The organism is Xenorhabdus sp. KK7.4 (assembly GCF_963876465.1).
In the GTDB taxonomy this organism is placed as follows: Bacteria; Pseudomonadota; Gammaproteobacteria; order Enterobacterales; family Enterobacteriaceae; genus Xenorhabdus; species Xenorhabdus stockiae.
Map to the genome: position 1 here is coordinate 1 of NZ_CAWNQF010000099.1, position 12,773 is coordinate 12,773.

Annotated in this window: 17 protein-coding genes; all 17 read right to left on the reverse strand. The window is 43.0% G+C overall.

The window, feature by feature from the left end; all coding sequences use genetic code 11:
• Nucleotides 1-701 precede the first annotated feature (701 nt).
• Entirely contained in the window at nucleotides 702-2,165 is a 1,464-nt protein-coding gene (gene mgtE / locus AACS90_RS17180; protein WP_099123444.1) for a magnesium transporter, read from the reverse strand.
• 46 nt (nucleotides 2,166-2,211) lie between these two features.
• The gene (locus AACS90_RS17185) at nucleotides 2,212-2,376 is read right to left on the reverse strand and encodes a YfgG family protein (RefSeq protein WP_099110876.1); all 165 of its coding nucleotides are present in this window, start codon (nucleotides 2,374-2,376) and stop codon (nucleotides 2,212-2,214) included.
• 12 nt (nucleotides 2,377-2,388) lie between these two features.
• A complete protein-coding gene (gene ppx, locus AACS90_RS17190) occupies nucleotides 2,389-3,921 on the reverse strand; it encodes an exopolyphosphatase (RefSeq protein ID WP_099123445.1) in 1,533 nt (510 codons plus the stop codon).
• Nucleotides 3,922-3,924: 3 nt separating this feature from the next.
• Nucleotides 3,925-5,994, reverse strand: a complete 2,070-nt coding sequence (ppk1, locus tag AACS90_RS17195) for a polyphosphate kinase 1 (protein ID WP_099123446.1) — start codon at nucleotides 5,992-5,994, stop codon at nucleotides 3,925-3,927.
• A 23-nt stretch (nucleotides 5,995-6,017) separates the two neighbouring features.
• Nucleotides 6,018-6,581, reverse strand: a complete 564-nt coding sequence (speG, locus tag AACS90_RS17200; protein WP_099123447.1) for a spermidine N1-acetyltransferase — start codon at nucleotides 6,579-6,581, stop codon at nucleotides 6,018-6,020.
• Nucleotides 6,582-6,781: 200 nt separating this feature from the next.
• Complete coding sequence (gene purN / locus AACS90_RS17205) at nucleotides 6,782-7,420, reverse strand: phosphoribosylglycinamide formyltransferase (protein ID WP_099123448.1); 639 nt, start codon at nucleotides 7,418-7,420, stop codon at nucleotides 6,782-6,784.
• A 38-nt stretch (nucleotides 7,421-7,458) separates the two neighbouring features.
• Nucleotides 7,459-8,499, reverse strand: coding sequence for a phosphoribosylformylglycinamidine cyclo-ligase (purM, locus tag AACS90_RS17210; protein WP_099123449.1), 1,041 nt, complete (start codon nucleotides 8,497-8,499; stop codon nucleotides 7,459-7,461).
• A gap of 306 nt (nucleotides 8,500-8,805) precedes the next feature.
• A complete protein-coding gene (locus tag AACS90_RS17215) occupies nucleotides 8,806-9,075 on the reverse strand; it encodes a pyocin activator PrtN family protein (RefSeq protein WP_099123258.1) in 270 nt (89 codons plus the stop codon).
• A gap of 2 nt (nucleotides 9,076-9,077) precedes the next feature.
• On the reverse strand, nucleotides 9,078-9,434 hold the full coding sequence (locus AACS90_RS17220) for a hypothetical protein (RefSeq protein ID WP_241538321.1): 357 nt from the start codon (nucleotides 9,432-9,434) through the stop codon (nucleotides 9,078-9,080).
• A gap of 193 nt (nucleotides 9,435-9,627) precedes the next feature.
• Entirely contained in the window at nucleotides 9,628-9,801 is a 174-nt protein-coding gene (locus AACS90_RS17225) for a hypothetical protein (RefSeq protein ID WP_193757289.1), read from the reverse strand.
• On the reverse strand, nucleotides 9,798-10,334 hold the full coding sequence (locus tag AACS90_RS17230; protein WP_099123450.1) for a phage N-6-adenine-methyltransferase: 537 nt from the start codon (nucleotides 10,332-10,334) through the stop codon (nucleotides 9,798-9,800). Before AACS90_RS17230 ends, AACS90_RS17225 begins: the two co-directional genes overlap by 4 nt.
• An 11-nt stretch (nucleotides 10,335-10,345) precedes the next feature.
• Nucleotides 10,346-10,789, reverse strand: a complete 444-nt coding sequence (locus AACS90_RS17235) for a hypothetical protein (RefSeq protein WP_153043699.1) — start codon at nucleotides 10,787-10,789, stop codon at nucleotides 10,346-10,348.
• Between the two features lie 42 nt (nucleotides 10,790-10,831).
• Entirely contained in the window at nucleotides 10,832-11,065 is a 234-nt protein-coding gene (locus AACS90_RS17240; RefSeq protein ID WP_099123452.1) for a hypothetical protein, read from the reverse strand.
• Nucleotides 11,065-11,490, reverse strand: a complete 426-nt coding sequence (locus AACS90_RS17245) for a zinc-finger-containing protein (protein ID WP_099123453.1) — start codon at nucleotides 11,488-11,490, stop codon at nucleotides 11,065-11,067. The genes AACS90_RS17240 and AACS90_RS17245 overlap by 1 nt, the downstream gene beginning before the upstream one ends.
• A 56-nt stretch (nucleotides 11,491-11,546) precedes the next feature.
• A complete protein-coding gene (locus AACS90_RS17250; RefSeq protein ID WP_099123454.1) occupies nucleotides 11,547-11,825 on the reverse strand; it encodes a hypothetical protein in 279 nt (92 codons plus the stop codon).
• 55 nt (nucleotides 11,826-11,880) lie between these two features.
• On the reverse strand, nucleotides 11,881-12,423 hold the full coding sequence (locus tag AACS90_RS17255) for a single-stranded DNA-binding protein (RefSeq protein ID WP_099123455.1): 543 nt from the start codon (nucleotides 12,421-12,423) through the stop codon (nucleotides 11,881-11,883).
• Nucleotides 12,416-12,773, reverse strand: a 358-nt coding sequence (locus AACS90_RS17260) for a YqaJ viral recombinase family protein (RefSeq protein WP_193757290.1), incomplete at its 5' end; no start/stop codon positions are given. The genes AACS90_RS17255 and AACS90_RS17260, both read right to left, overlap by 8 nt.

The window sequence follows — 12,773 nt, forward strand, 5'->3', positions numbered from 1 at the left end:
TCACTAGAATGCAAATGTCAGATTGCGATGCGCCTGTTAGGGCGCGGCAGGTAAGAGAGCCTTATAGGCGCATATGAAAAACCCCCGGCTATGCCGGGGGATACTTATTTGTTACGCTTAAACCTCCTATGCAGGTGTTCTAAGCGTGACAATGAAACAAATCAGGTGCCAGAGTAATAATATCTTCAACTGTGTGACACTCAGGGAGAGCTTTCCTAATGCACTGGGTATGGAAAATTAGCAATAAAATGGAAAAGATAATCATATCGAGTGTGATTTTTTTCTGCCTACATGGGGTTTCATGGGCATTAAGGGGTAATATGCCAAAAGATTTGCAAGAATAAATGAAAAAACTGAATATTGCGAATATCTTGCAGATGAATGGGATAGTGATTTATCTGATGCAAGAAAGCGATTACTGCAAGATGAGATTGATATATTTTGTAAAAAAGCCAATGAATTACTTTATGAGTTGAAGGAAAAATACAAAGACGATCCCAGAAAAATGGAAATAATTAATGAGCACAGTGAATTAATAAAATACTATACTGAAAAGCCTATTGAGTAGTTTATTGAGTTTCATCAATCATAAGATTATGAGCAGCCAATCAAATGTCTTTTCATAATCATCAAAATATTTTCAAATGATAAATATTAACCCGCATTATATACGGGTTAAGTCAGTTGATGTTTTTTACGCATTAAACCAAAAACAGGGTTGCCAGCCCTAAAAAGATAAAAAAACCACCAGTATCAGTAATCGCAGTTATCATCACACTGGAGCCAATAGCAGGATCTCTGCCCAGTCTCATCATAATAAAAGGGATCAGCACGCCCATCAGGGCAGCCATCAGCAGGTTGAGTATCATTGCCATTGTCATTACTCCGCCCATTGCTGGGTCATCGTAGAGCAGATAAGTGACAAGCCCCATAATTCCCCCCCAAATAATACCGTTTATCAGGGCAACACCCAGCTCCCTCAATAAAATATAAGGAAAACTTCCTGTCCGGATTTGATGGAGTGCCAGAGCCCGCACTATCATTGTGATGGTCTGATTGCCAGTGTTCCCCCCGATACCTGCCACGATAGGCATCAGTGTGGCAAGCGCAACGAGCTGGGAAATGGTATGTTCAAACAGACCGATCACCCGTGAAGCAACGAATGCAGTGCACAGATTAATGGCTAGCCATGCCCAGCGGGTTTTTACTGCCTGCCCAACCGGAGCGAAAACATCTTCTTCACGGCTCAGGCCACCCATACGCCGGATATTGGTATCTGTCTCTTCGCTTAAGGTATCGACGATATCCTCAACAGTCAGACGTCCCATCAGACGGCCATTATTATCCACAACTGCAGCAGAAATCAGGTCATAACGTTCGAACGCGCTGGCTGCATCTTCACCTTTTTGCTCCGGCAGAAAAGTGACGGTATCTATGTTCATCACTTCGGCGACTAATTTATCGGGGGCGCTGGTTAGCAGGGTAGTGAGCGGAAGTTCCCCTTGAAGCCGGTTTTTACGGTCAATAACAAAAATTTTATCCGTTGTTGCAGGAATAGACCCACGGGAACGCAGAAAACGCTGAACGGTACTGAGCGTGACATTGCCCCGTACAGTTACAAATTCAAAGTCCATCATCTGGCCGATGCTGTCTTTGTGGTATTGTAATACTTCCCGGATACGGTTGCGCTGGCTGGGTTCCAGATAGGTCAGCAGACGGTGCGTGGTATCTCTTGGAAGGTGTTCGACAATATAAGCCTGTTCATCGACATGCAGTGTACCGATTGCTCTAAGCAGCGCCAGATCCGACATATCCTTAATTAAGTTTTCCCAGACCGGGATTGAAGCTTCCACCAAAACTTCACCACGCTGGTTGTTGTCGATGAGCCGCCACAAAGCAAGACGCTCATCATAAGGCAGTGCCTCCAGAATATCTGCAATATCTGCCGCATGCAGGCTGGTCAGTAAGGAGCGGACTTCTTCAATTTTTTCGAGTAGCAGATCATTGCTAATCTTTGCATGCGCATCAGCCTGTCCTAATAATGTATCAACGAATAGCTTATCGTTAATTAACAGAGAAAATAGATGCTGGCGAGCAAGAGCCAGCTTTTGCGAATGCTGGCTGGCAACATTCGTATTATCGGGTTTAAAGGCTGGCTGTAACATTATATGACCTTTAGGTTTTGCCAAAATTACACTATCAGGAATGATGTTATTTTGTCTTAAGATCGCTGCTTTGTTCCATCATATTTTGCTTTTTTTGCTGATGATGTTCTAACGCTGCAATTGATGAATAGATAAAACGCCCAAATAAAATCAGAAAGCTGATAAGCAGAATTAATTTTGTAATCTGAGCGGTTTTCTTTTTCTTTTTCATAATACGATATCGTTAAGTTGATTCCTCTTGGATATGTAGATGCCAGCCTGTCACATCACTCCAGTAAGCTTGCTCTTTTTCTAAATCCAGTTGCATTAGTGTATTTTGAGTTAAATAGTTTCTCGGGAAAGAAAGTATCCAGTGCCCATGATCCGTTTCCAGTGTCAGTGACTCAGGTGTTGTTGTGGACTGACGCTGATTATTCAGCAGTGTTGCTAATCTTAATATCTGGAGCATAGGAAGATATTGCTTTTTCTTAAACAAATAGAAACGAGGGTGCTCATGAACTTTAACCGCTTTGCGGTGATAACGAACCAGTGTTGCCAGTAATGATTGCTGCTCTTGGTTGAAACCAGGCAAATCAGTATGTTGCAGGATATAGGCAGAGTGCCGTTGCAGGCCACTCAGATTAATACTTAAGCCAACTTCATGCAGCATGGCAGCCCAGAGCAGGATAGACTCCAGTTGTGGTTGTACCCGTTTCGGATTTTGCGCAGCCCACTGATCATAAAGTGTTTTAGCTGTATCCCAGACACGACTGGCCTGTTCGCGATCGATATTATAGTGATCAGCAAGACTTTTGGCGGTTCTCTGACGGATATCCAGATGTCGGAAACGGTCTTCCATTTCGTAAAGAACGCCTTCACGTAGTGCTCCGTCAGACAAGCATAATTCCTGAATATTTAGGGCATCAAATATACCGCACAGGATTGCCAGACCAGGAACCAGAGTCTGTTTGCGATCGTCCGATAAACCGGGCAGATCCAGCGATTTGAAATTTTTGTATTTCAATACTCTCTTGACCAGCATCTGAAGCCGCTCAGGTGTAATCAGGCCATCTTTTTCACCCAATTCAACCAGTAATTCATGCACTGCCTTAATTGTACCCGACGCCCCCAGAGCAAAATCCCAGCCTTTTGTGCGGAATTGCCAGATGAGATTTTCCAGCTTTTGTTCTGCCTGAAGCCGTGCTTTACGGAAATTGTGTTCATTTATCACCCCATCAGGGAAAAACTGCCGGGCAAAACTGACGCATCCCATACGGCGGCTTTCAATGAGAAGAGGTTCGAAGCCTTCACCAATAACCAGCTCGGTTGAACCGCCACCAATATCAATCACCAGCTTACGGCCTTTTTCTGGCTGAGTATGTTCTACTCCCATAAAAATTAAACGGGCTTCTTCATGACCGGAAATAATCTCAATAGGATAGGGGATGACTTCTTTGGCCCGTTGCAGAAATTCTTCGGCGTTACTTGCTTCCCGTAAACTGTGAGTTCCTACAAGGCAGACGTTTTCTGCGGGGAAGCCTTGCAAACGTTCAGCGAATAACGAAAGGCTCTCAAGACCACGTTTGATGGCTTCTTCACTCAGTTCATTTTTATCGTTGAATCCATCAGCAAGGTAAACCCGTTTTTTCAGGCGACCGATAACTTGTAATGCCCCATTTACAATTCGGGCGATAACCATATGAAAACTATTGGAACCCAGATCGATGGTTGCAATTTCCAGCGGTTTAGGCGTTGGTGTATCGTGTTTCAACGGCATAAATTAAACTCTTGATTCAGGCTGTTCCAGATTTTTCAGATAATCGTAAATGGCAGTTTGTGCGCGAATTTTACGTTTATTTCCTCGTGGGACATACCTATTGCTCAATTCTTTATCAATATAACGAGCCTTGACCGTATCACTAAACTGTAATTCCAGAATATCGAGAACACGCTGTTTTAACAGTGGGTCAAGCAGACAAACGGCAACTTCAATACGATAATCAATGTTCCGTGTCATCCAGTCTGCGGAAGAAAGGAAGATTTTCTCATCTCCTTTATTAGTGAAAACATAAACCCGATCATGTTCAAGGAAACGATCGACAATACTGGTAACCTGAATATTTTCACTAAAACCGGGCTGGCCGGGAACCAGAGAGCACATTCCCCGGATCAGAAGGCGTACTTTGACACCCGCTTCAGAGGCATCATATAGGCGATCTGCCAATTCTCTGTCTACCAGATTATTTATTTTCAGCGTGATACCTGCAATTTCTCCTGCTCTGGCATTTTCAATTTCCTGATCAATTAATTTATTGAGCATAGCCCGTGAGTTTTGGGGAGAAACCATCAAGTTCTCAAACGTCACCGGACGATAAGGGTTTTCAATAAAGTTAAATACCCGGCGTACTTCGTTGGTGACTTCGGGTTTGGCTGTCATTAGGGAGTAGTCGGTATATAAACGGGCTGTTTTTTCATTGAAATTCCCTGTACCGATGTGGGCATAACGAATAATTTCATTCCCTTCAAGGCGTGAAATGATAAACAGTTTGGCGTGAATTTTCAGGCCGGGAGCCGAGAAAATGACATGCACCCCCGCTTCAGTCAGGCGTTTTGCCCAGTGAATATTGGCTTCTTCATCAAAACGTGCCTGTAATTCCACGACGACTGTCACTTTTTTGCCATTGTGGGCTGCATGGATCATGGATTCAACTATGCGTGAGTCTTTCGCTACCCGATAGATGTTAATTTTTATCGATAATACGCTTGGATCGAATGATGCCTGCCGCAGTAATTCCAGTACATGCTCGAAAGTGTGATAAGGATAATAAAGCAATACATCCTGTTCACGGATAGCATCAAAACCATTGCGGAAATTATCAAACCAGGTATGGCGCAGCCGGGGCATTGGTTTATTCAGCAGAGTCCGGTTTCCTTCATTAGGGAATTTAATGAAATCTCTGAAATTGTGATAACGGCTGCCGGCAATTACAGAGTCATCATTGGAAAGCCCCAGTTTGCTACGCAATAATTCGACCATTTCATCAGGCATATCACGCTGATAAACAAAACGGACAGGTTCGGCTGTCAGTCTTTGTTTCAGTGTTGAAGACATTAATTCCAGCAAGCTGGATTCCATTTCCGTCGCTAAATCGTATTCAGCATCACGGGTCATTTTCATGGAGTAAACACTTAGTGTGTCGTAATCAAAAAAGCCCTTAAAAATTTCATCCAGTGTGTAGCGCAGAATGTTATCAATCAGGATCATTGATTTGCGTCTTTTGGGCATTTCCGGCGGCAAATTAACGAAACGGGGAACTTTATCGGAAGGGATTTCCAGCAAAGCGTATTTGGTTTCCTGCCCGCGGATAATTTCTACCGCTAAATAGGTGTAATCATCTTTTAAAAATTCAACCAGATTAGTTTCTGGATTGATAACGATAGGCGTAATGTGTGGACGCAAATGCTGGCGGAAATACTGCCGTAGCCAGATTTGCTGATTCGGGGATATCTGCCGTTCATTGATGAGGAAAATCTGATTACGCGCCATTTCCAACAATAAATCGTTATAGAGTTCATCAAACTCCTGATCGATTTTGGCGACTTTTGACTGGATTTTTTTTAATAATTGCCGGGAACCCGTTGCAGAACCCCGGGCTTCGCTAATCAGAATGCGACGTTTTACATCGGCGAAACGGACTTTATAAAACTCATCCAGATTATTGGAGTAGATCCCTAAAAACCTCATCCTTTCAATAAGTGGATTACTTTTGTCAGCCGCTTCCTGAAGCACACGTTCATTGAAAGAGAGCCAGCTGAGTTCTTTTTCTGTATAGAGGCGGTCTTGGGACATTACTACTCCATTTGGTCCATTGGTTAACAGTGCTGCTTTTTACTCTGGGAATGCCTAATTTTGTTAGCAAAATAGTGATGCTGGAAAGTACACATGCGGATAGCAGTATGATAAGAGCCGTTTACAAAGAACTCATCAATAAGCTCTCCTTCTGTATAAAATCCCAGTTTATTGTATATATGAATTGCTTTTTCGTTTTCTTTATCAACAATTAAATAGAGTTTATAGAGGTTTAGGACTGAAAATGCGTACTCCATCGCAAGTTTAACTGCTCCTGTTGCATAGCCTTGCCCCTGATAAGCTGGCGCAATAATGAGCTGAAACTCAGCCCGGCGGTGGACATAATCAATTTCCACTAGTTCCACCAGACCAACTTTGGAATTCATACTTTCAATAATAAAACGGCGTTCACTTTGATCATGGATATGCTTGTCATAGAGATCGCATAATTCAACGAAAGCTTCATAAGGTTCTTCAAACCAGTAACGCATGACACTGGCATTATTATCAAGCTGGTGGACGAAAGGGAGATCTTCCCGTTCAAGTGGGCGTAGATTTACGGGTGGATTTTCGGAACCACTGGACATTAGATACCTCAGTGTTTTTAACGTAAGGACAACTTAGTTTTGATTTTTATCAAAGAGAATATTATGAAGTAATAAAGTACAGCAAGGTGCCCAGCTAATTATTTTTACCTTAGTATGATTAAGTTTAGCTTAATTAACTAACCTTAACACAATGCTGTAGTTTTGGAACTAATAATAAATTTTGGAATTAATTATATCGATTAGTCTGAAGCATATCCTTGTTGAGAAAGTACTTTCCCATCCAAAATGGCGGTATTATTGCCCATGCTCAAACGCCCTTCCAGAAACCAGCCAATGACCATCGGGTAAATATTATGCTCCTGAGTTTGCACGCGTCGAATCACTTCCTCTTCTTGATCTTCTGCAAAAATGGGCACTTTGGCCTGTAAGATAACAGGACCACCATCAAGTTCTTCGGTGACAAAGTGGACAGAAGTGCCATGTTCCTGATCACCGTTTTCTATCGCCTTACGGTGAGTATGTAAGCCGGGATATTTCGGTAGCAGGGAGGGATGAATATTGAGTAGTCGGCCACGGTAATGCTGCACAAAGCCAGATGACAGGATCCTCATATAACCCGCTAAAACAATTAAATCGGGCTGATATTGATCAATGGCTGTAAGCAGGGCGGAGTCATAATCTGTGCGATCAGAATATTCCTTCGGATTAAGAAAATGGGTTGGAATAGCTGATTCTTCAGCGCGTTGCAGACCATAAGCGTCAGCTTTATTGCTGAACACAGCACAGATCTGACCATTAATCCGGTTTTGCTGGCAGGCATCAATGATAGATTGCAGATTACTGCCATTACCAGAAATTAAGACCGCAATTTTTTTCATAGTCTTCATTGAATCACTTTCTATTAACTGGCTTTTTATTAACTGATCGTAACTTGCTGTCCGCTATGATCAGATTCAGTGATGCTGCCGATTTGCCATGCGTTTTCACCCGCTTTATTCAGCCATTCAATCGCCTGTGTTGCCTGAGACTGAGGCAGAGCAATTATCATGCCGACGCCGCAGTTAAACGTACGGTACATTTCATGGTCGCTGACATTGCCAGCCTGTTGCAGCCATTTAAAAATGGCTGGCCATTGCCAACTGGTGCCGTCTATTTTTGCCTGCATATTTTCAGGCAGAACGCGGGGAATATTTTCCCAGAAACCACCCCCTGTCAGATGGCAAATCGCATGGATTTCAATTTGTTCGATCAGTTCAAGCAGTGGTTTAACGTAAATACGGGTTGGAGCGAGAAGATGATCAGCCAGTGTTTTACCATCCAGCTCAGTTATCTCTGGATTGGTCTGGCTCACTTCAAGGATTTTACGGATCAATGAATAACCATTGGAGTGTGGCCCGCTGGATGACAGTGCTATGAGTGCATCTCCAGCCTGAACTTTGCTGCCATCAATGATTTCTGATTTTTCAACCACACCGACACAGAAGCCTGCAACATCGTAATCTTCGCCGTGGTACATGCCCGGCATTTCAGCTGTTTCTCCACCGACCAGAGCACAGCCTGCCTGTTTACAGCCTTCCGCGATGCCGGTTATAACGCTCGATGCGGTATCAACATCTAATTTCCCTGTTGCATAGTAATCAAGGAAGAACAGAGGTTCAGCTCCCTGAACTACCAAATCGTTGACGCACATGGCGACCAAATCAATGCCGATCGTATCGTGGCGCTTCAGATCCATGGCCAGACGCAATTTAGTCCCCACACCATCTGTGCCAGAAACTAAAACAGGTTCACGATATTTTTGTGGCAGAGAACATAATGCACCAAAGTCACCCAATCCCCCCATTACTTCCGGGCGTCGGGTCTGTTTCACTACACTTTTGATACGATTGACTAAGGCATTACCAGCATCAATATCGACACCAGCATCTTTATAGCTAAGAGAGGTTTTGTTGGTCACTGCGTAGCTCCCAGGCGGTTGCATTTGAATGAATAAAACAGAACGGAATAATTCTAACAGCCAAGGCAAACGTTTGCGATAGCTTTATGCAGGTTTATTGCGGATAAAAAATAGGAAAAAATGACTTGTAGTTGCTAAAAATCAATATATTGATAGTTGCCTGATCCCAAAAAGGAGGTATAATCCCGCGATTTTTTTATCTGCCGGCTATATACAGTGGTATTTGTTAAGTTATAAATCAACTTGTTATATTATAAAGGGGTGCTATTGGGGTGCTGAGAAATAGCACCCGGATATGAATTTCAATCAATTTACTTTCTTCTTCGACTGCATCCGTTCCACTTCTTTTGCTGCCAGTTCCCTTTGCTTATCGATGTACTCAGCGAGATCATGTACATGAACAATTCGCGGTGATTTCTGGCTGTCATTCATTCTGTATGTCGGGAATTTTAACTTACCTTCAATGGCCTTGCGTTCTGCTGTCGCTGGAGTCAATTTAAGGTACTTCTCGGCTATAGCTGACAGAAGAATCTGCGAAGTTTCAAACTCTGCCATCAATAAGAATACTGTATTCATTTTCACTGTTCTCCTCCTTTCTGATACCCGCTCTCCAATATCACCCTCGCCACGCTCGCCGAGGTTGCCTTATCACCCCACGTTGCACCGAAAATAATGTCGCTCAGTTCCGCCATGAGAATATCGTTCAAATTTTTCGGTCTTGCAGAGTAGGGCACCCCATCGGGTACCCCTTCCATAATGTCGATAGTGAGCTGGGCTATTTCTGTTGCTTCCCGTTCCGGCTTACGGTATCCAGAATGCCAGACTACATCAGTGATATCAGATGGATCACCCCAGACTGAGGCAATAATCTGAGTCAGGTGGAATGAGTGACTGAGCACTTCATTTGTTTCCTGATGGCTGTGCATGAGTTTCATTTCCTCTCCTTCCGAATAATCCGCACATAATAAGCCAGCACTGATTTAGCACTGAATCTCATGTGGTTGAGTGGTTTAAATTTGGGTGTATGTTTTCTAGAATTGCGGTGACTGATTTGTCGTCGTATTTGGATGCTGTTTCAGTTCTTTAAGGCAATCCCTTGCCACCTTCCTCCTTGCGTTCTCGAATTCGTTAGTCATTGACAACCACAATTACATTCTCTTCTTCGAGTTCAGGAAATGACTCCTGAAGGCTATGAAATGCATCATGTTTAACGCACTCATGCAATTCTTCACCACTTACTGCTAGCCAATTATCTACGTACTCATTAATTTCTTTTTCTGTTATTTCAATGGTTATCTTCACGCTATTTTCCTCAATAGTTCACGACCGATATTAGTTAAATAATCTCGGTCGACGGTTGTTATTGTTTTACGTGGTTTAATGAATGGCCTCCAAATTAGCAATAGGCTGCCTTTATTATTTCCATTCACTGTCTTCTGTGTCTCAGCGTTGATAAATGAAATACGCCCACCCGTTATTAACCTGACCTCATCAACTGTCACCAGCGCTAACTTAAACCAACCCACAGAGGTATCAGAGGGAACTAACATCACGACGGGCTGTAATTGCTTTTGGCACTCGATAGCGGCTTTCTCTACCCACGGCCTAATATGGGAGTAAGGCGGGTTACACCAGATAGCACCGTGACTCACCCAGTCAGATTTCAGTGCATTATCTCGTTCCGTGAGATAATGTGTGCACAGCGCGTTTTGAGCAGATGCTGCTACATCAAGGGTAAATTTAAATTCTAGGTTGAGTGCTTTAAATAACGGGAGGGGAGTTTGCCATAAATCTTTAAATTCGGGCGGAGTATTGCTACCACCAAAATCTGACATGTTATTTCTCGTTATTTGTTTGGATGACGGTAGAGCTTAAATACATCGGGGTCATTATTGAATTCATGAAAAACTTCGCCGATAAAACCATCTCCACTAACGATGAAATGGCCGGCGGGTTCCATATTTTCATATTCAGCGAGTTTCTTTGCTAATTCTTCCAGTGAGCTTTTAATTTTCTCTACGGTAGGTGTTTCTGAGCGAATAATTTCCAGTGCTTTTATTGTACTTACTTCATTTTCCATTCGCTTATTAACCCAAGAATCTAAATCATCTGAATTACTCTCTGCCTCAGATAATAAATCTTCATCAGCCCAATCAGAAAGGCCCTCCATCCAAGCCATAGCTTGCTCTTTTTCTCCTTTTTCCAACAAGCAGAGTGCGGCTGCATTTGCTAGCAAAAGTCTCTCTATTATCCAAGAATTAGATAGCTCCATTGCTGCTTTAACTTGCAAATTTTCTATTTCCCCCCGCCAACTCAATCACATCATTGTTCATTATTTATTCTCTCTACGTTTAAATCCGGTTTTTATGAAGAAATTCAAACCTTCGGTATGAGATTCTCTAATTTCAGTGAATCTTGGGTCATTTGCATATTTTGTATTCATTATCTCTAAATCTTTTGCTAATCGATTCATAAGACAAACTTCGATGTATTCTCGGCGATCTTTAAGTAATTCAGGACTGGCTTCATGCATATAAAAATCAAGTTCTTCGCGCATTGCTCCCATTATCCAAACCTCCTACATATACTCTCTGCTTTCTTACACATATCAGTATCAAACCAGCCGAAGTGACAGGTGTTAAAACTGATGTCCAGTTGACGTGCTAACCATTGATACGCTTCCGTGCGCTCTAAATTACGACTCCTGACGACATCATCAAAATAACGATGTGCTGATACTCTGGCCTGACGAGTTTTCTTATCCGCCAGTGACCCCATCGGGATATCTGTTTCCGGGTGAATACTGACACGCGCACCACATGCCCAACAGTGGTATAACCAAGGCCAGCGGCTGTCATGGATGCGTTTAAAGACATTCAGATGATGTTCAATCATCACGTGTCTGCCACAATATCGGCAGTGTGTTGGAATGGGGTAGGGGTCGTTAACTCTCAGGATCGCTTTGGGGTTTGGGTTCCATGGGGTATACATGCAACCTCCTTAATGCTGCTTTCACGGCATTACATACCAATTAAATGTTTGTGCATTTACCAAATTAGAATACCATTTCGCAAAGAGACATCATCAATATCTACCCCTAGCTCTTTTGCAACCTCATCCTTTAGTGATAAATACTCTTCATTGAAATTTTCAGATGTGATAGTTGCGGTGTGAATTTCCTTACCAATAAAATAGAACTCGCCAGAAAAATAAGAGCCATGCCGCGCATAGCCTTCACAAATTAAATCTTCAATCTCTTCATCGCTAATGCTTACATTTTCCAGTTCAGTACCGACAATTAGCTTTGAATCATAATTAGTAGACATAAGTAATCCTCCCGCCGCACAGCAGCGTAGTGATAGGGTGTTGGGTTAGAATTGGTTAAATCACGTAGATAGCATGGTTGGGGTATTGCTTGCCGATAGAGGCGAACGGCACGTCATCGTCAAAATCCATTGGTGGTGGAGCTGGTTTTGGTTGCTGAACCTGTCCTTGTGGCTGCTGTCCCCAGAGCTGGGATTGTTGCTGTTGCCCTGAGTGCTGGGGTTGTGATTGTTGCCCTTGCTGACTTCCTTGCTTATTACCCAACATTTGCATAGTCCCACCGATATTCACGACAACCTCAGTGGAATAGCGATCCTGCCCTTGCTGGTCTTGCCACTTCCGTGTTTGTAGCTGGCCTTCAATGTAAACCTGAGTACCTTTTCTCAGATATTCACCGGCAATTTCAGCGAGTTTCCCGAATATTACTACTCTGTGCCATTCCGTTTTTTCCTTCATCTCCCCGGATTGCTTATCCCGCCATGCTTCAGAGGTGGCTAAAGTGATATTGGTTACTGCACCACCGTTTGGTAGATAACGTACCTCTGGGTCTTGGCCTAAGTGGCCAACTAAAATAACCTTGTTAACGCCTTTGCTAGCCATTATTAACCCTCCATTGATTACCGAATTCAACGCCTAATTTATTTAATCCCTTATCCATTCTTTCTATAAATTCAGGGATTTGCTCATCGAATTCTTTCATTACGTTTTCATCCCGATACACGGGCATGTGAACAATCTCCTTTCCACCCGGCATCCGGGGGTCATAATTAGCAAAATGCCAGACATCCTTTCCTGTTATCCACATGGAATATTGAACCTGAGCGACATACTCCTTTTTCATGGCATTAATACCGTTCAAAGCCAAGTCAATAAACACTTCGGTAGTGTTAGGACACTTCAATTCAAGACCTGCGCCATCACTACAAATACCATCCGGTGAACATGCAACT